We start from the raw sequence: 24,764 nt of genomic DNA, 5'->3' as shown, positions 1-24,764 counted from the left end.
AAGGGTATATCGGTATCATAGAAGAACCTCCATCATCTTATCCCATCGCAAGCTGATACAGGATTTTCACCCATTCGGCTAAAGGTGTGAGAAGAGCTCTGTTCGCACCGCTTGCAGCCCCCAGTATACGGTACGGCGTTGCGTTGCATGGCGGTGAGGAAATTAGTTGAACCGCGCTTCCCTTTCATGTTATTTTGGAACAAGCTGAATAGATGGTTCGTTTGGCGGAAAATATACTATACTGCTCGGGGATGTGGGAATGTGACTGGCTATCAAAAGCTTTGCTGAAGCGACTCTCAATGGCGTCTCGGAAAGTGGGAAGGGGTAACCCCTTCGGCTGTCTGTACGCGCTTCTTCCGTATCTATCTTCCAACGATCCCCGTTATTGCGCCATGCGCCTCGTCCATTGAGCATCCCACGCCTCAGAATAATATAATCGGGTATTTCAGCAGCCGCCTGTTCCCATGCATGCGATAAGAGCCAGAGAGAACCGAATGATTGATCTCATCATGTAAGGAGCGGATATTGTGCTTGGAAGGACCATTGTTATTTGTCTGATCGGCTTGCTGTCATTGTCGTTTATTCCGCTGTCCATCATGCTGGGAAGCGATGAACGAATAGATGATTTGCAGGTTCGGGACGGCGTCATGGACCTCTCCGCTTGGGATTATGGGAACAACCAGAAGAGAATAGCATTGGACGGCGAATGGGAGTTTTACTGGAACCAGCTATTGACCCCTGAGAATTTCAGGCAGGAGGGGGGCGCAGTGCCCGCCTATACAACCTTAATGATGGTCCCCTCCCAGTGGAATGGAACCCTCGTTAATGGAAATCCACTTCCAGCCTATGGCTCAGCCACATATCGGATGGTGCTGAGAAACCTGCCCGTCGGCGGCATGTTTGCCCTGAAGAAGCCGAATATACGTTTTTCGAGCGTCGTTTATATAGATGGGCAACGGCTTCTGGAGGACGGCAAGACTTCTATGGATGAGGCGACTTATGAGCCGGGCAATATCCCGCAAATCGGCTTCTTTTCCTCCGACCAGCGAGATGTCGAAATTATTATTCAAGTTTCCAATTACGACTATATCAATTCGGGTATTCCGGTATCGCTCTATTTCGGACAGCAGGATGCTATGATTGAGCAGCAGCAGAAGAGTATGGTGCGTGAGTTCAGCCCTCTTGTTATTCTCGGGGCGCTTGCGCTTATTTACTTCATCTGCTTTGTGGCGGCGTCCTTATATCGCAAACGGGATTATGCGCTGCTGCTAATTGCTGTTATTTGCTTGCTCTATGCCATTTATCACGGCTTGATCGGGGAACGGGCGCTGCTGTTGTTTTTCCCTGAAATTTCATTCGAAGTGTTATATAAAGCAAAGGATGTCAGCTCCATCGCCTGCTTCATTATACTGGCGTTCTTCTTCCATCAGCTGCAAAAAAGCATTATATCGTCCAGACTCACGCAGGCTGTCGCGATTGTGCTGGGCGGCTTCCTGATTCTAGTTCCATTCCTCTCCATTAGCATTTATATGACCGTTCATGCTTACATTATCGTATTCTATGAATTGCTATTGATATGGCTGCTATTGCGGGCAGCTGCTCTTCATATCAAGAGTGAAGCGGACAGCCGCTTTAAGTCACTTCTGCTGTTCATGGCGATTCTTATGATAAACCTCTACTCGGTAGACACGATTCTGTTTGCGATTGCGATCAAAGACAATCTCTGGCTTGGGCAATCCTATATTATTATATTTAATATCATTATGATCTTTTTTATTGTTCTTCGTTTCTTCGAGGCCTATCGTACTATCGATGAGATGAAGAATCAGCTTCTGAAGCTGGACAAGATCAAGGATGACTTTCTGTCCAATACTTCACATGAGCTGAAGACGCCATTGAATGCCATTGTGAGCATTACCGATTCTCTTCTCAAAGGGGTGGAAGGGCCAGTCACCGAAAGACAAGCGCAGAACCTGGGCATCGTAATGGGAAGCGGAAGAAGATTGACCCATCTGGTTAACGAGCTGCTTGATTATTCCAAAATGAAGCATGGCGATATTACGCTATATAAAAGCGACATGGATTTGAAGGCCGCTGTCGATTCGGTCATCCGGATTCATCTGTTTCTGCTCGGAGACAAACGGGTGACGCTAGTCAACAGCATACCTGAGGAGCTTCCCGCGGTATATGCGGACGGCAACCGTCTGATGCAAATTTTGCACAATCTGATCGGCAATGCAATCAAATTCTCCGATCGGGGCGAGGTGAATATAAGCGCTGAGGTTATCCGTGACAGGATTGAGGTGCGAATACAGGACAGGGGCATCGGAATTGCGGCGCATATGCAGGAGCGCATCTTCATGGCCTTCGAGCAGGGGGCTGCTTCCGAAACGAATCATGATGGCGGAACTGGTCTTGGATTAAGCATAACGAGGAAGCTGGTGGAGCTTCATGGAGGACATATTCATGTGGAATCCATGCCCGGAGAAGGCTCAATCTTTATTTTCACAATTCCGCTGGCTGAAGCCTCTTCGCATAAAATTTTGAGGCAGGCGGAACCGAAGGAACGACCGCGCAAGGAAGCCAGTGTGCCTCATATCGAATATCCCTTCTACGTGAAGGGAGAGCTGGATGAGCCGATTCTGGTGGTGGACGATGATTATGCCAACCTGCAATCGATGATTAACCTGCTCAAGCTGGAAGGGTATTCTATCGTTGTGGTCAATCGCGGGCAGCTTGCGCTGGAGGAGCTAACCCGTAAACGGGATTTCTTCCTGGTCATATTGGATATTACGATCCCGGATATGTCCGGCTATGAAGTGTTGAACGGAATAAGAGAAAGATTCACTCCCTTCGAGCTGCCGGTGCTGATGCTGACGGCGAGGAACAGGGCGGCCGATATGAAGCTGTCGATGGAGAACGGGGCCAACGATTATGTGGCGAAGCCGTTTGAAGCGGAGGAGCTGATGGCGCGTGTCCGAAGCCTGACCAAATTGAAGGCCTCTGTGAAGAATGCCAGAGACGCGGAAATCGCCTTTTTACGTTCCCAGATCAATCCTCACTTCCTATACAACGCTTTGAATGCGATTGCCGAGCTATGTGTGGACGATCCGCAGCAGGCGGAGGAATTGACATTGCAGCTTTCGCAATATTTGCGCGGCAGCTTTGATTTCAAGCAGCTTGAATCACTAACAACCTTGGAGAATGAGCTGGAGCTGGTTCATGCGTATATCCATATTGAAAAAGCGCGTTTCGGCGACCGGCTGGAAGTGGAATACGATGTGGATGCAGATCCGCATCTGCGGATTCCGCCGCTGACTCTGCAGCCATTGGTGGAAAATGCAATCAGACATGGCCTGATGTCCAATTTAAAGGGCGGCATGGTGACAATTTCGGTTAAAGAGAATGAACACGACGAAGTCAGCTTTACAGTAGAGGACAATGGATGCGGAATGAGCCAGCGGAAGCTGGAGGAGATAGGGAAACCCGATGCGGATAAGAAAGGTGTCGGGTTGTGGAATATAAGCCAGCGCATCAAGCTTCTGTACGGGAATAGTATTCGGATTGAAAGCACGGAAGGGAAAGGAACAAAGGTTTCCTTCGACATTCCTGTGGAGCTGGCAGAGGACGAGCGGATTGGAGGCTGAGGCATGCTGAGAGCCATTATTGTGGATGACGAGGAATTATCGATGAAGCGGTTGAAGCGGATATTATCCGAGAGCGGCGAGTTTGGCGTCTGTCATACGTTTCTGAATCCGTTGGAAGCTTATGAATTTATGAAGACTAATCAAGTAGATGTCGCATTTCTGGATATATCGATGCCGGACATTAATGGAATGAAGCTTTCCAACTGCTTGCTTGAACTGGACAGCTCTATCCAGGTCGTCTTTGTTACCGGTTATGACGAATATGCGGTCCAAGCCTTTGAAATGAATGCGCTGGATTATCTGTTGAAGCCCGTAACTGTGGAGCGGGTGAACAAGACGCTGGGCAAAATAAACAAAAAGCAGCGAGCCGCAGCTGTTGCGCCCATTCTGACCGTACTGTTCTTTAACGGATTGAAGATCTATCAGGGGGACCAGAACGAGGCGCCTGTTAAGCTGCGGAGCCCCAAAACCGAAGAGTTGCTTGCCTTTCTTGTCTATAAGGGGGCAGTGAGCCGCGAAGAAATTATCGATACGCTGTGGAACGGGCTGGAGCCCGAAAAAGCAGGAAAAAACTTGAACTCAACCTTATACTACATTCGAAAAGCAATCAGCGCGAGCAAGACAGAGGAATGCATACTGGCAGGCAGAAGTGAAATCCGAATTGACGAGAGCGGCATCCATTGCGATTTGTATGAATTTGAACGATTGCTGAAGGCGATCAGGCTGGCTCCTGCATGCAGGGCAGAGCTGGCAGAGCTGTTCAAGCAGGCGGAAGCGCTGTATGCGGGGCCAATGCTGAAGGGCAAATCATACGATTGGGCAAGTGAAAAGAGACGCCGGATCGAGCAGGATTATATTGAGCTGCTGGAGCTTGCCGCCCGATTCTATCTGGAGGGGCAAGAAGCGCATATATCGCTGCATTATTACAGTGAGATTCTGAAATTGGATGGGCTGAGAGAGGATATTAGCTATAAGCTGATCCGTCTATATGTAGAGCTGGAAAGAACGCATGAGGCAATCAGGGAATACCGCAAGCTGGAGGAGCTGCTTCAGCAGGAGCTTGGAATGAAGCCTGGCCTTCCAATGACAGAGCTGTTCATGAAGCTGAAGCAATAGAAGCAATCGAATGAGATAAGGAGGCTGAATATCATATGAAACCGCGCATTACAGTGCTCACAATAGGTGTCGATGATTTGGACAGGTCGTTGGCCTTCTACCGCGATGGACTGGGGCTGCCGACACAAGGCATTATATTAGCGCATTCTCCACCACACACAAACGAAACGGCAGGGTTGCCTTTATCATATTGTTGAGAAAGTCAATTCAAGCATCCCCTGTAAGGCGGAAATTCCGCGTTATAGCTTGGAAAAGTGGAGCGAGGCGCGCTGTAAGACTGAAAACTCCTCTTACTGATGGACAAAGCATCGTAAAAACGCTTCGACTATCGCTATAAGGTGGAAAAATCGTGTTACAGCAATGAAAAATAAAGCCAGTTGCGCTGTAAGGCTGAAAAACCTCCTAACAGATTTCAAGGCGTCGTAGAATCCGAAGCCCTTTATTCTGGCAGATAATCGAGGCTCGCTTGCTCGTAGCGCGCATCAGGGTTGCAGCCTGTAAGCTCCAGGGGTGCAGCCAATTCTGGCTTTGAAGGCGTTGGAGAAATGGCTGACATCGGAATAGCCGCAGAAATCCGCGATTTGGGCCAGTGTATAGGAAGTAGACAGCAGCAGCTCTTTGGCATGATTCAGCCGAAGCTGAACGAGATATTGGTGCGGGGGCATTCCGAAACGGTTGCGGAATACTTCTCTGAATCTTGAAGGAGATAGATGTGCGCGCTTCGACATATCCTGTATGGACAATGGCTCAGCCAAATGATAGGACATGTAGGAATCAATCCAATCCAGCGTATCTGGAGAACGGTTTGCTAATCCGGATTCACTCGTATGATCACGAATAATTTCATGGACGAGCTCTGTGCCTGCTGCTTGTGCAGCAAGCTTCATTAGAGGGTCTGGAGTGAGCCAGCATTCGATCATTCGGAGCATGAGCCGGCGGTAGAGCTCAGGCTGCCGAGGCTTCAAAACGACTGGGATGTGGATGCCTTCAAAATCATTTAGTCTGGGCTGCATGAGATGTCCATAGTCGCCAAGGTCGATCTGTCCGGGCTTGGTCGGAAAGCTCTTGTCCCGATGGGCCTGATAGAACAAATCCAAATGAGCAAAAGGCGTCTCATTGTAAGCAGCAGCGTGCAAATTATGGACAGTCCCCGGTTGAAGCAAGCAGAACTGATCCTCAACTAATCGGTGCTCAATTTCATCAGCAACAATAGTCAACTCACCCTTGTGCACATAGATCAGCAAGTAATCCAATAGCTTCCGAAAGGGCAAATAACAAGCGTCCCGCTGGGGAATATCGCTCTCCCGAATGAAGGGGACAATCGGATGCTGCTGGGTAAATGCAAATAAATTCATATCATTTCACCTTGGAGTACAGTCGTTTTTTACAATCAAGATCATCATGTCATACAATGACGAGGATGTCAAAATCCCATACAATGTTGTTAAATGATCGTATCTTATTGTAGGGGGAATTACGATGACAGCGTCCAAATATAACGGATTTCCTGAGCTTCGCAGCGAGTATCCACTGTTGCCCGAGCAGATTCAGGCATATGAACGAGATGGCCATTTAATTCTAAGAGGACTTGCGAATGAGGATGAGATCGGCATTTATCGCAATGTGATCAACGAGCTTGTCCAGGAGCACAACAACCAGACCAAGCCGCTGGAGGAGCGCGATACGTATGGCAAAGCCTTTATTCAAATCGGCAATATATGGATGATGAGCGATGCCGTTCGCCAATTCGTGCTCGCTCGCAGATTCGCTAAAGCAGCTGCTGATCTGATGGGGGTGCCATCTGTTCGCATCTATCACGATCAGGCACTGTTCAAGGAGCCGGGAGGCGGCCATACGCCTTGGCATCAAGATCAAATCTACTGGCCGCTGGATACGGACAAGACGATTACGATGTGGATGCCGCTCGTACCGGTTCCGCAGGAAGTGGGATCAATGACTTTTGCCTCAGCTTCGCATAAGCATGGTTATATTTCCAAGCAAGAGATTTCCGATGAATCGCATCGCACTTTGAAGGATTATATCGAAGGAAAAGGGCTTGAAACCGTCGATTACGGTGCTATGGCAGCCGGTGATGCGACGTTCCACGCAGGCTGGACACTGCATAGCGCACCTGGCAATCCGACAGAACGTATGCGGGAAGTGATGACGATTATTTATATCGCGGATGGTCTGACTATTGCCGAGCCGGACAGCAACGCACGCAAAAATGATATGGCGCAATGGTTTCCGGGGCTTCGCCCGGGCGATGCGGCTGCCAGTCCGATCAATCCGATTGTGTATCCCTAGCATCAGGGACAGTTTCAGGCAAGCGAAGAAGAATCACAATCCCGGAGTGAATAGGAGACTTCAATGATGGAACTGGAGCTGTTCAAAGCATTGTGGGGGATGGAAGGGACGTATGAGGAGCAATTCGCCCGTGCGGCAGCGGCAGGATATGCTGGTATTGAAGCGCCTCTGCCAGCGATATCGCAAGAAGGCGAATTCATAGAGCTGCTGAATCGTTATGATTTCCAGTATATCGCCCAAGTATTCACAGGTGGAGATCATATTGCAAGCTTTGAGGAGCAGGTGATGAGTGCAGCCCGATTCAAGCCGATCATGATCGTCTCGCATAGTGCGCGTGATTGCATGACAGAGGGCGAGCAAGACCGATTCTTCGCGGCTGCAATTGAGGCAGAGGAGCGAGTCGCGATCCCCATCGGGCACGAGACGCATCGGCAGCGTGCAATGTTCACCCCCTGGACGACAGCGCGACTGCTGCGGAAGTTCCCCGAGCTGAAAATTACGGCGGATTTCAGCCATTGGGTGAACGTGTGCGAATCGTATCTGGACGATCAGGAGGACAACCTGACCATTGCCATGGAGCGGACGATTCATATTCACGGTCGCATCGGATATCCGGAGGGCCCTCAAGTTCCACATCCCGGAGCGCCGGAATATCGAACAGAGCTGCAGCTGTTTCTTGGCTGGTGGAAAGGAATTCTGCTCTGTCAACTGAAAGCAGGCCGTCCATTCGCTACATTTACCGCCGAATTCGGGCCTCCCGGTTATATGCACACGCTGCCTTTTACAAACACACCCGTCTCGGATCTATGGGAAGTGAACCAGTGGATGACCGAATTCGTATCGGAGAAATTTATGAGCTGGAGAGGGTAGGAGGGCTGTTGGAAACAGACAGATCAGGAGGCCCCCTGTCAATTGTCAGGACGATATACTGCCTAGAAGTTAATATTTGTTTAGTAAACTGCACGACAATTATTTAGCGGCTGTCCTGAAAGTAGGTTACTACTACTGGGACAGCTTGTTTGTACTTAAGAGGAGGACTTAGGTCGCCAGTTTCTTGAAGATAACCCCATGTTCAGTCTGAGCGGGCGTAGTGGAGATCATGATTTCTAAGATAAAGATAATATATCAAATATGGAATTGAACATTCCGATATGAAAAGTAAAGGATTTTGAAGCGGTAATTACTATATTAATTGGAGGTAATAAATGAATATGTTATTAGAGACCCCGGTTATTATTTCAGCAGTAATTGGTGGGGTAATTGCTTTAATTGCATTGATATCTAATTTATTGATGTCTTTATCGAAACATAAGTATGATAAAAGAAACAATTATGAAAAAGCTGTTATCGACAGGCTGGAAAAGGTATATACCCCTTTAATCAGAAAAACGAGAATGAATAGCAATAAGCGATACCTGATTGACGAGGATATTCAATTGCTACTGGAAAAGCAAGGGTATTTACTATCCGACGAGCTGTTTAACGATTTATCATCACTTCACATTGTAGAACAGCAGGGGAGACTGCAAAGTGATCGGTTGCTTATCGAAGAGAAAAACTTAAAAAAGAAAGTGCTTTTAAAGTTGAATAAAGAGTTTAATCAATTGCGAGACTACAATAGTAAAAATTTCATAAGGCATACTAAAAAAATGAATATGTCAATGTATGAAAAAATTATTCGGAGGATCGGCATTTTCTGTATTATTATTACTTCATCCTTTTACATATTTCTAGCGGGATTTTATATTGTATCCAAAATAAATGAAGGTAAAAAAATTGTTGATAATATATACCTTAACTCGATCTTCTTGATCTATATGGTAATCGTACTTGGAACATCTGTAATAATTCTTGTTATTATTACTTTGAATATAATAGAATTTCTAATGAATAGGAGTGGCAGGAAAAAGGGTTTTTTTGCAGCTGATGACTATGTTCCTAAGACAGGAAACTACTATTGCCGCATATGTAATGAAAAAAGATATAAATATCAAAACTCAGAATTTGATTATTGCACAGAGCATTCGCTCCCGCAGATACTTAAATCGCCTTTAATCCTTTTCCCATGGCAAGAAGTAAAATAATAATAGTCTATATAGTAATAAATCAGTAGCTGCGTCCAAGTGAAGGTGGATGGATTCGCCGGATACATGAATGATAGGCGGTCGACCGAACATATTGGATCGTGTCGGGAGCTGTGGAATATGCGTTATGTTCGTGTAAAATGATGTGGTAAAGGAGCTGATGGTATGACTGCCAGCAAGCAACAGTCGGACAAAAAGGGCGGTAAATCGAAGAAGCTGTCCGGTACGGAGCAGGTTGCCCAATATTTAAGCAATCTGGAGCATCCATTGAAGAAGGAAATCGAAGAGGTGCGGAGCATTATTTTACATACGGATGGGCAATTGGAGGAAGGCATTAAGTGGAATGCGCCGAGCTTCAGTTATGCAGGAGAGGACAAGGTGACATTTAATCTGCGTGGCAAAGACTATTTCCTGCTTGTCTTTCACTGCGGGGCCAAGGTAAAGGAAACTAAGGTGCGGACGCCTCTATTCGAGGATGCCACAGGGCTGCTGGAGTGGCTATCGGGTGACAGAGCGACAATTACATTTACGGATATGAATGATGTGAAGGCGAAGGAAGAAGGTCTGGCAGCAGTGGTAGCGAAGTGGATAGAAGCGACGAGTGCTGGCTAAATTGAGCTGTAGGAGGAAGCGAAGTGTCACCGAGAAATGTAGAGAAGGATATGCAGATGAGAGAAGCGCGCATCGAGCATATCTTGACTTCCGCGCTGGAAACGATTGCGAAGCTTGGGATCGATTCAGCTAACATTAAGGATATCGCCCGTGAAGCAGGGCTTAGTGTCGGCAATGTATACAATTATTTCAAGTCCAAGGACGATATATTCAGCGAGGTTCTGCTCCGTGGACAGATCAGCTACGGGAAAGCGATCAGCGGCTTTGCCGGTCTGGATATGGACCCGCGCGAGAAGCTGTATGAAATTAGCCAAGGTTGGCTGTCAACGAAGAGCAACTGGGCGTTCACAATTATGCTGCAGAGCATTCGAACGAATCAGTCTGTCAATCCTGAGATTAAGGAAGCGGCGACGCGGCGGTTCACGGAGAATCTGAGGCCATTGGCCGACATTATGCGGCAGGGGCAGACGAAGGGCGTTATTGTTGGAGGGGACCCGCAGCAGCTGGCGTTTTATTATGTCAGTCTTATTCAGGGTCTTACGCTGCAGCTTGCGCCTGGCTATGAAATTCCAGTACATATTGAGCCGGAGAATATTGTGCGCCTGTTTATGACGCCAGCTTCGACAGCGGCGGAGACCGGCTTTTTTGCAGTGAAACGTGATCATAAGCTGCTTTATAAAAAAATGTTTGACATGACATAAATATGACTGATAAAATAGCGACATAACAAACCGAACCGAATTTCAGTTTGTGGGAATGAATAGAATTAGAGGTAAAAATGTGGCAATGCAGGGGGCTTCCAAGCTGCTAAGACCTGTTAGAGCTCTTTTTTTTACACCTAATACCAAGTAAACAGGTATGTATTATTGTTTTTATCGGAAAGGATGATCACCTTGGCCACAGAAATGCTCACGATCGACAACTTGAACAAAACGTTTGCAGTTCCTTCGGGTGATGTTGTCGCCTTGCATAACATCGGCCTAAAGGTAAAGAAAGGCGAGTTCATTACGATTATCGGCCCTAGCGGCTGCGGCAAGAGCACCTTGCTCAAAATTGTGGCAGGTCTGGACACTGGCTATAGCGGTACCGTTCTGCTGAACGGCAAGGAGATCGAAGGTCCGAGCATTGAGAAGGGATTTATTTTTCAAGAGCCAAGATTGTTTCCGTGGATGACGGTGGAGGGCAACATTGCCGCTAATCTATCGCTTAAAAATCCGGAGGTTCGCAAAAAAGTAGATGAGCTGATCGAGCTTGTTCGATTGAAAGGCTTTGAGAAATCCTATCCTCGCGAGCTGTCGGGCGGTATGGCACAGCGGGTGTCGATTGCCAGGGCGCTGCTCCGCAACCCGGATGTGCTGCTGCTGGATGAACCATTTGGCGCGCTTGACGCCTTCACAAGATCTCATCTGCAGGAGGTGCTGCTCGATATTTGGCAGACCAACAAGACGACGATGCTGTTCGTAACGCATGATCTTGATGAGGCGGTGTTTCTCGGAGAGCGGGTCGTCATTATGAATCCTCGCCCTGGTCATATTCGCAATATACTTCCGATCGATCTGCCGTTTCCGCGAAAAAGGACAGGAAGCGCATTTCAGGAGCTGCGGAGACTGGTGCTGAATGAATTCGAGAAGGTTGAGGAACCGCTGTTCGAGATAGGCGCGGGTATATAGGCATCCAGACTAAGAACATTCCCTAGTGCAGCGGCCCCTTTGTTCATTTCCATCGTTCAATTTATAGAGAGAGAATACACCATTTACTTATTCCGAGGGAGAGATTATCTATGAAACGATTCCATACTGTACTCATTGTTGTTCTGATTCTATCCATATTCGCAACGGCTTGCGCATCCAATGAAAAGGATGAGAGCGGCGGTGGTGCTAACAAATATGAAGGTGCAACGATCAAGATTGGGGTACAGGGCAGCGGAGCCTTGTTTGGCAAAGCGCGCGAGGAGAAATGGTTCGAGCAGGAATTCGAGAAGCTGGGCGTTAAGGTGGAATGGTCGGAGTTCCAAAGCGGACCTCCGATGACCGAGGCAATCGCTTCGAAGAAGCTGGACATAGCAACGCTTGGCAACATGCCGATTATTGCCGGGCAAGCGGCCGGCATTCCATACAAGATTGTATCTCAGGTGCTGGATGGCAAAAACAATGTCGCCATAATCGTGCCGAGCAGCAGCACGGCGCAAACATTGGCGGATTTGAAGGGCAAGAAGATCGCCGTTACGAAAGGTAGCAATGCTTACAACTTCCTGTACCGTGGACTGGTGGAAGCGGGTCTGAAGGATACGGATTTTGAGATTATTCAGCTGCAGCCGGATGAAGCGCAGCCTGCATTCGACTCGGGGGGTGTTGATGCTTGGGCAACCTGGGACCCGTATATTACGATTAATGCGCTGACAGGCAAAGGCAGGGTGCTGACAGACGGCGAGCAATTGAATGTGCTATCCCCGTCATTCTCGATTTCACGCACCGAATTTGCGGAGAAGTATCCTGAGCTTGTTACTTTGTATTTGAAGGTTTACGGCAAGGCATTGGCGTGGGAAACAGAGAACCAGAAGACAGCTGTTGATCGATACGCAGCAGAGCGGAACATACCTGCGGCGGTTATTGAAGGGACATTCGAGCGTGCACGAATGATCAACATCCCGGTAAGCGAGAACATCGTTGCTGAAATGCAGAAGACGGCAGATTTTCAATTGGAGATCAAGAACATTCGCAAGGGGATCGATGTCTCCGCGATAACGGATAATCAATATATCGAAGCAGCGCTGAAGGACCCGTTGAAATAAAGCAATGCAACTATAGAACGGTAGGAATGAGGCGTTAATATGCAAGCGAGTGCGGAAGAGGCTGTAGTCTCGACATTGATGAAGAAGAAGAACCGGGCTAAGAGACGCGGCCTCTCCATACGAGCGACCAATGTGCTGCTGGGAGCGATCCTCCCGCTTACTCTTCTTCTTGTATGGGAGGTCGCTGGAGCGAGGGGGCTGCTCAATCCGATTCTGCTTCCTGCGCCAAGTGAAATATGGGAGGAGCTGGTGGGCTTGACCGCTTCCGGCGAGCTGGCGCAGCATTTGGGCATATCGGTATGGCGTGCGCTGCTTGGCTTTGTTATTGGAGGAGGTCTGGGCTTGGCCGCAGGCATCTGGGTAGGCTTTTCCTACAAAACAGAACGTTTGCTTGATCCGTCGCTGCAAATGCTGCGCATGCTGCCCCATTTGGCGATAGCACCATTGTTTATCCTTTGGTTCGGTTTTGGTGAAACCTCCAAGCTGCTGCTGATCGCAAAAGGCGCTTTCTTCCCCCTGTATGTGAATACGTTCCTGGGTATTCGTTCCGTGGACGGCAAGCTGTTCGATGTGGGAAGAGTGCTGCAATTCAGCAAATGGCAGCTGGTCACCAAGCTTATTGTTCCGGCATCGCTGCCTAATATTTTTCTCGGCATACGGTTGTCTGTCGGCGTTGCCTGGCTTGGCCTCGTCGTTGCGGAGATGATGGGCTCCAGCTCAGGTGTCGGATATTTGATCAATGACGCGCGATCATTCTCGCTGACCACTGTGGTTTTCGTCGGTATTATCGTCTTTGCCGTAGTGGGCAAGCTGTCAGATTCGTTGGTTAAGCTACTGGAAGCAAGGCTGCTCAGATGGCAGGACAGCTATAAGGGGGATGGAATATCATGAGCGAGCAAGCAGTCGGTACGAATAAGGGGCATGACCGTGATTGGTTGAGCCGAATTCCGAAGGGCATTCATGGCTGGCTCGTCCCACTTGCCATTGTCGCGGTGTGGGAGGCTGCCGCAGCTCTTGATCTGATCTCTGCGGCAACATTGCCCGCTCCTTCAATCATTATCGGGCAGTTCTTCTCCTTGATTGCAAGCGGCGAGCTGTTCGAGCATCTGGGCATCAGCGCATACCGTGCAGGACTTGGCTTCCTGCTCGGAGCGGCTGCCGGACTGCTGCTTGGCCTGTCTACCGGCCTCGGGAAGCTGGCGGAGCGCACGCTTGATCCGTCGCTGCAAATGCTGCGGACGATCCCTTTGCTGTCGCTTATACCGCTTTTCATATTATGGTTTGGCGTTGGCGAGTTTTCGAAGATTCTGATGATTGGACTGGGAGCCTTCTTCCCTGTCTATGTGAATACGTTCCTTGGCATACGCAATGTTGACAGCAAGCTGATCGAGGTTTCCCGTATTTTCCAATATTCAAGATGGCAGCTGCTCGGCAAGATGATCATTCCGGCGGCATTGCCGAACATTTTGCTCGGGCTGCGGCTGTCGCTTGGTGTGGCATGGCTTGTGCTCGTCGTTGCGGAGATGATGGGAACAAGCGCAGGCGTCGGTTATATGATTCAGGATGCGAGAGCCTACTCGCAAACGGATAAGGTGTTTGTAGGCATTTCGATCTTTGCTATTGTAGGCAAGCTGTCGGATTCGGCGGTCAGGCTGTTAGAGAAAAGATGGCTTCGTTGGCGCGATACATTCAAAGGGTGACTAACACCGGAAGGCGAAAGGTAGGGTTCAACATGGGAACGAGACAAGAACAGCTGCATCTGGGAGCATTCATTTATTATACAGGTCACCACCATTACGGCTGGCGTCATCCCGAATCGGGCGCTGAAAATATTTTTGATTACAAATTTTATCGCAGATTGGCCCAGACAGCAGAGCGCGGCAAGTTCGATATGATGTTTCTGGCTGATTTGCTATATGTGATGGGAGCGGATCAGGCTGCCTCCGGCATGCTGGACCCGTTGACATTGCTGTCCGCACTTTCGACGGATACGGAGAAGCTCGGACTGACCGCGACCGTATCGACGACCTATAACGAGCCCTACAATGTAGCGCGCAAATTCGCATCGCTTGATCATATTAGCGACGGTCGGGCAGGGTGGAATATCGTTACCTCACAGCTCGATGTTGAAGCCTATAATTACGGGAAGGCTGAACATCCTGAGCATGGACTTCGCTATAAAATGGCGCGGGAATTCGTCGAGGTAGCAACTCTTCTCTGGGACAGCTGGGAGGACGATTCTTTAATCGTCAACCGCGAGGCTGGTCAATTCGCCGATAAGTCGAAGGTGAAGGAAGTGGAATACAAGGGACAGTGGTATTCCACCAAGGGAACGCTGAACGTGCCTCGTTCGCGGCAGGGCTATCCTGTACTCATTCAAGCGGGATCATCAGAGCCGGGACAGGATTTCGCCGCCAGCTTCGGCGAGGTGATCTTCACGGCGCAGCAGTCGTTGGAAGCGGCGAAAGCCTTTTATGAAAGCATCAATTCCAAGCTTGCGAGCTACGGACGCAAACGCGGCAGTGTGAAAATTATGCCGGGCTTGTCGCCAATCATCGGAGCGACCGAAGAGGAGGCGCGGCGCAAATTTCAAGAGCTGCAGGAGCTGATCCCGCCGGCGGCAGTTGTAGGGATGCTGTCTGGCATGCTCAGCTTTGACCTCTCCAGCTACCCTGTAGAAGGACAACTGCCGGATATTCCTGATCCAGTCGAAGCATCCAATGGAATGAAGAGCCGTGTCCAGCTAATTATGGATATGGCTCGCAAGGATAAACTGTCGATTCTTGAATTGGGCCGCCGCCTGCTGGGCGCGCGGGGACATATGCAATTTGTCGGCACCTATGAACAATTGGCTGATCTTATACAGCTATGGTTCGAGGAGTACGGCTGCGATGGCTTCAACATCATGCCTCCCGTGCTTCCAGGCCATCTGGATGAGTTCGTCGATCATGTTGTGCCCATTCTGCAGACGCGTGGATTGTTCCGTACCGAGTATACCGGCAGCACGCTTCGCGAGCATCTTGGCCTGGAACGTCCAGAGGTCCGTCACTTCGAACGATCGAAATGAACAAAGGGGCCGCTGCGCTGGGGGAATGTCCTTGCGAGCGCTGACGCTTCTCCAGAATCATTCCCCCTGCTCCGCTCCGTCTCTCTCGTTCAAGTGATATAGAAAAGATGAGAAAACGACAGATAAAAACGGCAGACATTTGCCGTTTTTTTGTCGTGCGACCCACTATCGTATGATCGCTTGCCTTACTTTATGGCGCAGCTTGACAAGAAATACTCTAGAGTATGGTTGAATGCATCGGGTGTATCGACATTTGCGCAATGACCCGCCCCCGGCAAAACGACTAATTGCGATTGTTTTTCTAATGCATGAAGCTCATTAGCGCCCTCCAGGATAATCTTGAGATCATGTTCTCCAAGGACAATCAATAGCGGGTATGGCATGGGGGTATCTTTTTTAATGAAAAAGGTGTTCATGCCGGACATTGCGGAAAAAGACTTTCTTCTAAAGTGTTGAATCCCTTGCGCGAGCAAAGCACGGCCTGAATCGGTATGGCACGATACCGTTGTAATGTAAGCTCTGAATTTCTTCATTGAAAATAAGAAATACAGCATCCATTTCAGACCTTCTCGTCTCTGCGCCTTCATTATCCGCTCGTTGGCCTTATGTATCGAATAGCCGCCAACGATGCTTACCGACTTTACCCGATCGGGATATCGTTCAGCAAACGCTTGTGCGATCAGTGATCCCATGGAGACACCGAGAAGATGGCAGGCAGCAATGTTGTTGTCGGACAGGATTTGGTCTAAAACGTCAGGTATTTCTTTCATGGTGATTGTGGATGAATGGCTATAGCAGCTTCCATGTCCTGGAAGATCAACGAGAATAATCTGATAGCTATGCTTGAAATGATCCATTTGCTGCTGGAATATGGTATGATCCGCAAATGCTGGATGCAGCATCAGAATCGTCTCTTTGCCCTCATTTGCCATAATGAAATAAGTGAACCGCTCGTTGTTGAATGTCAGTGTTCTCGTTTTTTTCTCCACGTTATCCATTCCGCTCAGCCTCCAGTTCCTTCGCAAGTCTCCCGAACCATTCCAACATCCTTTGGTGATAGAAGAGTCCCAGCTCCAATGTTTTGAATTGATAGACTGCGATTTCATTGAAATGCTCCGGCACTGCCTTCTGCTTGGCTTCGATAAAGGCAGCTTCATATTGTTGAATGGTCGCTTCGAGCAGCGCAATGACTTCATTCATAATGGACAGACGCTCTGCCTGCGTCATAAACCCGAGGAAAAACAATCTTGTAGGTGCGTCCTGCTCTAAACGACTCGGTATGATCGGAGAAAGCATCCAATCCATAAAATGCTGCTTCCCCAGACTGTTAACCGCATAGAGCTTCTTCCGCCGCCCATTCTCAACAACGTCATGACATGCAATATGTCCATTGCGCTCCAGTTTCTTTAATGCTGCTTGTATGCTTCCGAGACTTGCGCTGTAGAAGGGCGATATCTTTTGCTGCAGCACATTCCGGATATCATATTGGGACATATTGCGCAGCAGTAGAAGTCCTAAAATAACAAACTCCATTGTGTTCACTCCTCAAACCTATATGATTATCCAAAGTATAACATACCTATTAGGTATATAAAGCAACTTTTTTACTGTTTCTATTGTAGAAGCTGGACGATTGGAATGTTAACACCGACTTCGTGTCACAAAATAAGACCTCGCCTCGTCACATGCATAAGCAGGAGAAAGGGGAGAATGAGATGAAATGGGATACTGTAATTATTGGCAGCGGACTGAGCGGGCTTATCGCTTCGATTGTTGCAGCACAGGCAGGGCATGCCGTTGTGCTAGTGGAGAGGAATGATAAGCTGGGTGGCCGCGCTTCATCGGAAATGATGAAGGGGAGCGTGCTGAACATGGGGGCGCATGCGCTATATCGATCTGGAGAGGCGGCAGCCATCATACGGGAATTAGGGATCCCCATTGAAGCTGGCAATTTGCCTCTAAGCGGAACTGCCGTATTGGAAGGAAGTTTGTTCCCGTTGCCTATCAACGCGGGTGCGCTGCTGACTTCCAAGTTGCTGACATGGAAAGGGAGAATGAAGCTTGCCAAGCTGCTGCTGCGATTGAAAGCGATAGATTCTTCGGCTTTACGTGATATTTCATGGATGGATTGGGTTGTAAAATATTTTCCGCATGACCGGGGCGCACAGCAATTCATGCTCGCTATGGGGCGATTATGGACCTATTCGAATTGCCCGGAGAAGCTGAGTGCTGGCGCAATTATTAAGCAAGGACAAGTGGCAGTGGACGGTGTATACTATCTGCATGATGGCTGGCAAAGCCTGATCGATGCATTAAAGAAACGCGCTGAGATAGAAGGCGTGGCAATTATTAAGGGCAAGGCGGAAGCAATCCTGATAGACGGGGGAGAAACCGCAGGCGTGGTGCTTGCGAATGAGGAACGATTAGCAGCATCGACAGTAATTGCGGCGGTATCGCCTGAGGAAGCAATCCGGCTGCTGAGTAAGGCAGGCGGGCAATACGGGGATAAGCTAAAGCAGTGGGGGGCAAGAATGACCGCATCCTATGCGAGCTGCCTGGATATTACGGTCCGAAAACTTGCCCAGCCCAAGCGTTCATTCGCCCTTCATATGGAGCGCCCATTGTATTACTCGAACCATTCCAAGGCTGCGAGACTGAATAATGAGGGGCATCAGGTAATTCATTTATTGAAATATCAAGCTAGTGTCGAGCAAATCGACGCCGCACAGGACCGCAAGGAGCTTGAGGCATGGATGAGCATGCTGCAGCCCGGCTGGCGGAATGAGCTGGTATCCGAACGGTTTATACCGAAGGCAGTGGTTGCGAATACGATGCCAATCCTGGGCATGGCGGGCAGGCCAGCCGTAGAGGATACAGGTCTCAGGGGCATGTATGTTTCTGGGGATTGGGTCGGACAGCAGGGCATGCTGGCAGATGCGGCAGTTGCGAGCGCGAAGCAAGCAGCGCATGGTGTTATCCGATTTTTGCGCGGATAGGGTCGACCGCCGTCAAGCAACGCCGCACCGCGCGCTGGAGCTGCGCGCGGTGCGATGAATAGATATGGGAGAGGACAATCATGGAAGCAGGAACATTATACGAAGCGTACAAATCGCTGCTATTTTCATTAGCTTACCGCATGCTCGGCAGCGTTATGGATTCTGAGGACATCGTTCATGATGTCTTCCTGGATTGGGAGCGGAAGCAAACCGCTGAGAAACATATTTCTCGGGAAATAAAGCATGTGAAAGCATATCTGTGCAAAATGGTAACGAACCGCTGCATTGACTATCTGCGCTCAGCCAAGCATCAGCGAGAACAGTATTTCGGCGCATGGCTCCCCGAACCTATGGTGAGGTTTGGCGAGGAAAGAACAGATCATCATGCGGCTGTTGATCGAGAGGGAGTCGATCCCTTGCAGCGGCTGCTGCTGCAGGACTCCTTATCTGTCGCCTATCTGATTATGCTGGAGCAGCTGTCTCCTATTGAAAGGGCAATTTTCTTGCTTCGCGAGGTTTTCGCCTACAGCTTTGAGGAAGCAGCCCAGATGGTCGATAAAAAGCCCGAAAATTGCAGACAAATACTGAGCAGAGCAAAAAAGAAGCTTGCCTCCTATGAGCAATCCAGCATCTATCCGTCCATGCGGATGCAAGAGCTCCATTCTGATCAATCGGAGACGTCCGATTCTGATCGGTCAACAACTAAGAGTGACACAGCAGGCATAACAAACGTAGATGGATTGAATGTAGATAGATTGAACGTAGATAGATTGAACGTAGATAGAATGAATGTAGATAGATTGAATGTAGATAGATTGAATGTAGATAGAATGAATGTAGATAGAACGAATGTAAATAGTTTGAACTATGGTATGGCGAATGAGGCTGTTTTGGCGCAATTTATGCGATATGTAACGGAAGGGAACATCGATGGATTGATGCGCATAGTGGCAGGAAATGCCGTATTTACATCCGATGGCGGCGGCAAGGTTCAAGCGGCGGTACATCCTGTTCTGGGCAGTGATCGCGTTATTCGCTTTGTACTTGGCATTGCGGGCAAGCTGGCTGAAACCGGGCTGACAATCGAATTGGCTGTGGTGAACAGCCAGCCTGGAATTGTTATTTTCGCGGGAGCTGTCCCCTATTGCACCATGGCATTTGCCTATGAGGATGGGAAAGTCGCAGCCATCTACAATACGATGAACCCCGACAAATTGCGCCATGTTCGACGTTGATCACCTTAGTTGCCCTAATCAGCGACAAGCATCTGGCGATCCAACTGGCGCGTCTTACAGCCACAGCATATGAGGATACTGGGGTTTCCTGTGGTCTTTAAGACGATATTTCAGTCTTACAGCGCGCCACGCGTCATTTTTTCGAGCTGTAGCGCGGAATTTCCGTCTTACAGCGACAGCATATGAGGATACTGGGGTTTCATGTGGTCTTTAAGACGATTTTTCAGTCTTACAGCGCGCCACGCGTCATTTTTTTGAGCTGTAGCGCGGAATTTCCGTCTTACAGCGACAGTATATGAGGATACTGGGGTTTTCTGTGGTCTTTAAGACGATTTTCAGTCTTACAGCGCGCCAAGCGTCATTTTTTTGAGCTGTAGCGCGGAATTTCCGTCTTACAGCGACAGCATATGAGGATTCATGGTATTTTCATCTATGAGATGGTTTTTGTGACCATTGTCGAAGAAAGTGGCTGAACACACGATGGAACCTGCTGTTGCTCGCAGTATCCTCTCACAAATAAATGCGGGGTTAAGTAACCAATTGAAGAGTGAATACAGATGCGCTTGTACTGCCCTGCGTTCAAGTGTGATTTAACATCCATCTTCGGTGTATAGAGGATTGTATTCGTCCAGATGATATTGCTTTCACATTTCAGCGAACAAGCTCATCTATCCGGCCTATAACCTTACAATATACAAGTGTATCGGTGATCTTTTACCGTTGGTTGGAGGGTGCGTGCGGTGTTTGTTATCATACTACTGGCGATACTGGTGACAAAATGACTTTCTGAAGCAGGCCGGATCAACATACGCCTGGTTAGCCTGCACTTGGTTGGCATGCGCTGGGCTAGCGAACGCCTGATTAGCGTGCGATTGATTGGCATGCGCTGGGCTAGCGAACGCCTGATTAGCCTGCACTTGGTTGGCATGCGCTGGGCTAGCGAACGCCTGATTAGCCTGCACTTGGTTGGCATGTGCTGATATAGCGTATGGCTGATTAGCCTGCACTTGGTTGGCATGCGCTGGGCTAGCGAACGCCTGGTTAGCCTGCACTTGGTTGGCATGTGCTGATATAGCGTATGCCTGGTTAGCCTGCACTTGGTTAGCATGCGTTGGAATGGCATATGCCTGGCCAGCATGCCTTGGATTGGAATACGTTGGATGCGCATGATGATGTGATGGCGCTGATTGACTCTGGACCTGATGCTTGTTGCAATCGGCAGGGGGACCGATGAAGACGGTTTGGGTAATGGGGGCGAAGGTTGCCTTCACTTGTGCTTCATTGAGACAATACGTATGGGCAAACACACTCGCTGGCGTTAACCGCAAAAGATCGGAGCCGCCTATAAATTCCGGGATCGGTGCATCGAATATCGCCAATACATGCGTATTATCGACAGTAGCAATCTCATAATGCCACCAGCCCTGCGGCACATTCGCTACCTGGCCCGGCTGGATGGGAAAGTTGCGCAGCTCCTTTGTAAACGGGTTGATTAACGAAACAACTAGCGCTCCGGATATACAGTAGACCAGCTCAGATGCATTCTGATGGATATGCGGCTCGATGACATTGCCCCTACTAAGGTGAATATCGAGCAGAGACACATTCCCGAGCGTGTTCAACTGCATGATGGAAAGGGAATTAATATAGTTCTGGGCGTCTTTTTTGAAAAATGGGTTGTTGCTCACATCATAAGTAAATTGTGCGGAGGGTGAAGCGTAGTCCATATACGAAACCGCCATTTCAGTTCCTGCCCTTCATTTGGTAGTAGGCTTTTGCCTTGAGGGGATATCATATGTCGCTTCTCAAATGAAAGTTCGCTGTTTCAATCGACAGCCAATAATCTCATGGCAGACCCTTGCCCAAACATGATGATGAAAGCTTATAGCTCTTGATATCATGAGATGTTTTGTTCATTTAATTGCAATAAGAAGATTTCAGGTTGGAATTATTGATAGAATAGGGACGGGGATGGCAATAGACTGTGCCCATGTAGATTTTCGTATAGAATGATTGTCATTCCAAAGACGGTTCAGAGGAGATGGTCACATGCTGCTGCTGAAAGGGCAAAAGATTGATATTACAAAGGGAAGAAGCTTGTCCAAGCTTGCCTTTCAATTCGGATGGTGGGCAGCCAATGACGCTATGAGCATAGATGCTGCTTGCTTCGTGCTGTCGGAGGGAAACCGGTGCGAACGGGAAGAAGACTTTATTTTCTACGGAAATCCGTCTGCGCAGAGCGGGGCCTTGACTCATGTTTCATTGAATGGAGCCGACAAGGAGGCTGTTAAGCTATCGCTGTCCGCTCTCCCCTCAAGTGCTGCCAAAATTGCGTTCACAGTGACCATTTATGAAGGCGAAAAGCACGGCTACGGCATGAAGGATACTTCGGATATGTATTTGCGGCTTATAAATGAGGAAAACGGCGAAGAACTGTTCCGTTATGAGTACGGCTCGGACCTGTCCAAGGAGACAGCCATCGTAGTTGGCGAGCTGTACAAGCATAACGGGGAATGGAAGTTTAATGCGATTGGCAGCGGCTTCTATGGCGGTCTGGCGGCATTATGCACCAACTTCGGATTGGAAATCGAAGAGGATTCGGCGCAGGAGGCTGCCGCAGCTGTAGAAGAAACGGTCATGTCAACGATCGATTTGCGCAAGAAGATCGTGGGGATTACTTTGGAGAAGAAGGGTATGACCCAGGTAGCAGCCAGAGTGGGTTTGGTGCTCGATATTTCGGGTTCAATGCTGAACCTGTATAAGAATGGTACGGTTCAGGAAGTCGTTGAGCGAATCCTGGCTGTAGCTTGCAAGTTCGATGATGATGGGGTGCTGGATATATGGGTTTACGATAATGAATACAGCCGTCTGCCTTCCGCTACGGAGAAAGACTTCGAGCACTATGTGCTGAATCATATTATGAACAATAAGAAAATACACAAGTTTGGCCGCAATAACGAGCCGCCAGTAATGGAGGATGTTATAAGGAAATACACGCAAGAAGAGGATTCGGCATTACCGGTATTTATTATATTTATCAATGATGGCGGGGTCGCGAAATCGATTAAGAAGGTCATAACCGAGTCTGCTGTGCAGCCTATTTTCTGGCAGTTCGTAGGGATTGGCAATTCTGATTTCGAAGTGCTCAAGCGATTGGACACGATGGAAGGGCGGATTGTGGATAACGCCAATTTCATTCATATCAAGGATGTTTCTGCGGTATCGGATGAAACGCTGTACAGCCAGCTTCTGAACGAATTCCCGCTGTGGCTTAAAGAGGCGACGGATAAAAGAATTATTCGGGCGTAAATAGAGCAATTGACAAGAAATTTGAGCTTCGAACAGGCGCTGTTCGTAAGCGGGAATGATACGGATGCCAAAAACAAAGCCATCGGATACCAGAATAGCAATCGAAGAGAAGCAGGGCCAAAAATTCCATGCTACAATAAAGGCGTGTGAACATATGGACAGCTTCTCAAAAAAAATCATCTGAGGTGATCTGTAGTGGGATTAAGAGCAGACAAAATATTCGTTAATTTGCCAGTTAAGGATCTGGACAAATCCGTTGCGTTTTTTACTGCGATCGGGTTCGAATTCAACGCCCAATTTACAGACGAAACGGCTACTTGCATGATTGTTAGCGATAGTATTTTCGTCATGCTGCTGGTTGAGGATAAGTTTAAATCCTTTATTAGGAAAGAAATTTCGGATGCGCAGACAAGTACGGAGGTCATTGTAGCACTGTCTGCCGACAGTAAGGAGAAGGTGAATGAGATCGTCAACAAGGCGCTGACTGCCGGAGCTGCATCTTCCAAGGAGCCTATAGACCACGGCTTTATGTACGAATGGGGCTTTCAAGATATTGACGGTCATCTATGGGAGTTTATGTATATGGATGAGAGCGCGCTCAGCCAGCAATAGAATTTCAGCTTTTGCTGTGACAGAAGGGGCTTTCTCAAAGGTAACAGCCTTTGGGGAAGTCCCTTGTATCAATTTATATTGAAGTAAAATAGTTTCTACCTTATAATTTAAGATGATTCAAGAATTTGTAAAACATACTGGGGGAGAGCTCGATGTTCGTTGGAAAAGGCGCAGTACGTGAAATGGCGAATGATATCGATAAAGTAGTCAGGGAAATTGATCAGCTCACGCAATCAAAGATTGACCGGGTTGCCGATAAAATTGACTCCGAGCTAAACTCCTGCGGACGTGAATTAACGAATGCAGCAACTACGCTTTCTCAAATCAAGCCACTGATTGACCGACTGGTTGGGCAAGTGGGACAGAACGCTCCTGACCATGTGCAGGTTCTTGTAACATCCATTGCGCAAGAGGTTATGTCTAAAGTTGTTGCTGCGACCGGAAATATTGACGAGGTTCAGAGAAACATTAAAGACGTAGACAAATTGACGAATGAAATTGATAGTTTAACAGATGAAATCGACAAGCTGACGAATAAAATCGATGAGATTACAGATAAATATCAGAAATAATAAGGAGGCTTGTTTTTATGAGCGATTACACACCGCCGGTTGGTCAGTCCAACTATAATTCCGGATGGGGAAACAATCAAGCTAAAGAAACTGCCTTGAAAATTGATCACATCGCTGATAAAGCAAAGTTTGGCATTGAAATGCTCGGTACAGGTTTAATCGGTATTGATGCCATAGAGAAAGAGTTGATCGAGCTGTCGCAAGCGCCTCAGCCACCATCTCAGGTGCAGGTCAGATCTCTTGCCCATCGTCTTGATTCTCATCAAAAGCAGCTTCAGCAAGGTTTGGACCGCATTAAAGAAATGATGAACGAAATCGATAGAGAAACGGATGCTATCCAACGACCGCGTTCGGGCTGGTAGTTCATTCTTATTCCCTGAAATCATAGTCTCTACTATATTTCTTAAAACAGAGAG

General features: G+C 48.3%; 21 protein-coding genes and 3 pseudogenes. 20 read left to right on the top strand and 4 right to left on the bottom strand.

All coding sequences use genetic code 11. From position 1 onward, the window contains the following. The first annotated feature begins 527 nt into the window (after positions 1–527). From L6H65_RS07050 to L6H65_RS07040, 3 genes and pseudogenes are all read left to right on the top strand, one after another. The gene (locus tag L6H65_RS07050) at positions 528–3,647 is read left to right on the top strand and encodes an ATP-binding protein (RefSeq protein ID WP_236339790.1); all 3,120 of its coding nucleotides are present in this window, start codon (positions 528–530) and stop codon (positions 3,645–3,647) included. Positions 3,648–3,650: 3 nt separating this feature from the next. Continuing rightward, on the top strand, positions 3,651–4,763 hold the full coding sequence (locus tag L6H65_RS07045) for a response regulator (RefSeq protein WP_236339789.1): 1,113 nt from the start codon (positions 3,651–3,653) through the stop codon (positions 4,761–4,763). 35 nt (positions 4,764–4,798) lie between these two features. Next, a pseudogene (locus L6H65_RS07040) lies at positions 4,799–4,900 on the top strand (VOC family protein); the annotation flags it as partial. Between the two features lie 345 nt (positions 4,901–5,245). Here L6H65_RS07040 and L6H65_RS07035 read toward each other — a convergent pair. Beyond that, positions 5,246–6,118, bottom strand: a complete 873-nt coding sequence (locus L6H65_RS07035; RefSeq protein WP_236339788.1) for a helix-turn-helix domain-containing protein — start codon at positions 6,116–6,118, stop codon at positions 5,246–5,248. A 124-nt stretch (positions 6,119–6,242) separates the two neighbouring features. Here L6H65_RS07035 and L6H65_RS07030 point away from each other — a divergent pair, with 124 nt between their 5' ends. The 10 genes from L6H65_RS07030 to L6H65_RS06985 all read left to right on the top strand — a co-directional run bounded on the left by L6H65_RS07030 (position 6,243) and on the right by L6H65_RS06985 (position 15,624). Then, positions 6,243–7,070 carry a phytanoyl-CoA dioxygenase family protein gene (locus L6H65_RS07030; RefSeq protein WP_236339787.1) on the top strand — a complete coding sequence of 276 codons (828 nt, stop codon included), beginning with the start codon at positions 6,243–6,245 and terminating at the stop codon, positions 7,068–7,070. 63 nt (positions 7,071–7,133) lie between these two features. Continuing rightward, the gene (locus L6H65_RS07025; protein WP_236339786.1) at positions 7,134–7,940 is read left to right on the top strand and encodes a sugar phosphate isomerase/epimerase; all 807 of its coding nucleotides are present in this window, start codon (positions 7,134–7,136) and stop codon (positions 7,938–7,940) included. Positions 7,941–8,275: 335 nt separating this feature from the next. Continuing rightward, entirely contained in the window at positions 8,276–9,154 is an 879-nt protein-coding gene (locus L6H65_RS07020) for a hypothetical protein (RefSeq protein ID WP_236339785.1), read from the top strand. 165 nt (positions 9,155–9,319) lie between these two features. Further along, entirely contained in the window at positions 9,320–9,766 is a 447-nt protein-coding gene (locus L6H65_RS07015; RefSeq protein ID WP_236339784.1) for a DUF1801 domain-containing protein, read from the top strand. A 23-nt stretch (positions 9,767–9,789) separates the two neighbouring features. Beyond that, complete coding sequence (locus L6H65_RS07010; RefSeq protein WP_236339783.1) at positions 9,790–10,467, top strand: TetR/AcrR family transcriptional regulator; 678 nt, start codon at positions 9,790–9,792, stop codon at positions 10,465–10,467. 183 nt (positions 10,468–10,650) lie between these two features. Next, complete coding sequence (locus L6H65_RS07005) at positions 10,651–11,436, top strand: ABC transporter ATP-binding protein (protein WP_371877674.1); 786 nt, start codon at positions 10,651–10,653, stop codon at positions 11,434–11,436. 110 nt (positions 11,437–11,546) lie between these two features. After that, entirely contained in the window at positions 11,547–12,557 is a 1,011-nt protein-coding gene (locus L6H65_RS07000; protein ID WP_236339781.1) for an aliphatic sulfonate ABC transporter substrate-binding protein, read from the top strand. 39 nt (positions 12,558–12,596) lie between these two features. Next, entirely contained in the window at positions 12,597–13,448 is an 852-nt protein-coding gene (locus tag L6H65_RS06995) for an ABC transporter permease (RefSeq protein ID WP_371877673.1), read from the top strand. Next, positions 13,445–14,257: an ABC transporter permease gene (locus L6H65_RS06990; protein ID WP_236339780.1), complete on the top strand. Its 813-nt coding sequence runs from the start codon at positions 13,445–13,447 to the stop codon at positions 14,255–14,257. The genes L6H65_RS06995 and L6H65_RS06990 overlap by 4 nt, the downstream gene beginning before the upstream one ends. Before the next feature lie 32 nt (positions 14,258–14,289). Next, positions 14,290–15,624 (top strand): LLM class flavin-dependent oxidoreductase, encoded by a 1,335-nt coding sequence (locus tag L6H65_RS06985; RefSeq protein ID WP_236339779.1) that lies wholly within the window; start codon positions 14,290–14,292, stop codon positions 15,622–15,624. Between the two features lie 185 nt (positions 15,625–15,809). On the opposite strand, the gene L6H65_RS06980 is transcribed toward L6H65_RS06985, so the two are convergent. Both L6H65_RS06980 and L6H65_RS06975 read right to left on the bottom strand, forming a co-directional pair. Then, on the bottom strand, positions 15,810–16,526 hold the full coding sequence (locus L6H65_RS06980) for an alpha/beta fold hydrolase (protein ID WP_236339778.1): 717 nt from the start codon (positions 16,524–16,526) through the stop codon (positions 15,810–15,812). 88 nt (positions 16,527–16,614) lie between these two features. Next, complete coding sequence (locus L6H65_RS06975) at positions 16,615–17,157, bottom strand: PadR family transcriptional regulator (RefSeq protein WP_236339777.1); 543 nt, start codon at positions 17,155–17,157, stop codon at positions 16,615–16,617. A gap of 182 nt (positions 17,158–17,339) precedes the next feature. Here L6H65_RS06975 and L6H65_RS06970 point away from each other — a divergent pair, with 182 nt between their 5' ends. Together L6H65_RS06970 and L6H65_RS06965 are read left to right on the top strand one after the other, a co-directional pair. Further along, positions 17,340–18,620: a phytoene desaturase family protein gene (locus tag L6H65_RS06970; protein WP_236339776.1), complete on the top strand. Its 1,281-nt coding sequence runs from the start codon at positions 17,340–17,342 to the stop codon at positions 18,618–18,620. Positions 18,621–18,700: 80 nt separating this feature from the next. Continuing rightward, positions 18,701–19,855, top strand: coding sequence for a sigma-70 family RNA polymerase sigma factor (locus tag L6H65_RS06965; RefSeq protein ID WP_236339775.1), 1,155 nt, complete (start codon positions 18,701–18,703; stop codon positions 19,853–19,855). Positions 19,856–21,065: 1,210 nt separating this feature from the next. On the opposite strand, the pseudogene L6H65_RS06960 reads toward L6H65_RS06965, so the two are convergent. Further along, positions 21,066–21,597 (bottom strand): annotated as a pseudogene (locus tag L6H65_RS06960) (cupin domain-containing protein); the annotation flags it as partial. A gap of 307 nt (positions 21,598–21,904) precedes the next feature. Between L6H65_RS06960 and L6H65_RS06955 the strand changes: the two are divergent. The 5 genes and pseudogenes from L6H65_RS06955 to L6H65_RS06935 all read left to right on the top strand — a co-directional run. Further along, positions 21,905–22,420: pseudogene (locus tag L6H65_RS06955) on the top strand (TerD family protein); the annotation flags it as partial. Between the two features lie 72 nt (positions 22,421–22,492). Continuing rightward, entirely contained in the window at positions 22,493–23,164 is a 672-nt protein-coding gene (locus tag L6H65_RS06950) for a vWA domain-containing protein (protein WP_236339907.1), read from the top strand. Positions 23,165–23,359: 195 nt separating this feature from the next. Next, entirely contained in the window at positions 23,360–23,776 is a 417-nt protein-coding gene (locus L6H65_RS06945) for a VOC family protein (protein ID WP_236339774.1), read from the top strand. A 152-nt stretch (positions 23,777–23,928) separates the two neighbouring features. Then, positions 23,929–24,348, top strand: coding sequence for a hypothetical protein (locus tag L6H65_RS06940; RefSeq protein WP_236339773.1), 420 nt, complete (start codon positions 23,929–23,931; stop codon positions 24,346–24,348). 17 nt (positions 24,349–24,365) lie between these two features. Beyond that, entirely contained in the window at positions 24,366–24,710 is a 345-nt protein-coding gene (locus L6H65_RS06935) for a hypothetical protein (RefSeq protein WP_236339772.1), read from the top strand. The last annotated feature ends 54 nt before the right edge of the window (positions 24,711–24,764 follow it).

It is taken from the genome of Paenibacillus plantiphilus (genome assembly GCF_927798095.1).
GTDB lineage: Bacteria > Bacillota > Bacilli > Paenibacillales > Paenibacillaceae > Paenibacillus_Z > Paenibacillus_Z plantiphilus.
This window is presented reverse-complemented; position numbering and strand designations above follow the sequence as displayed.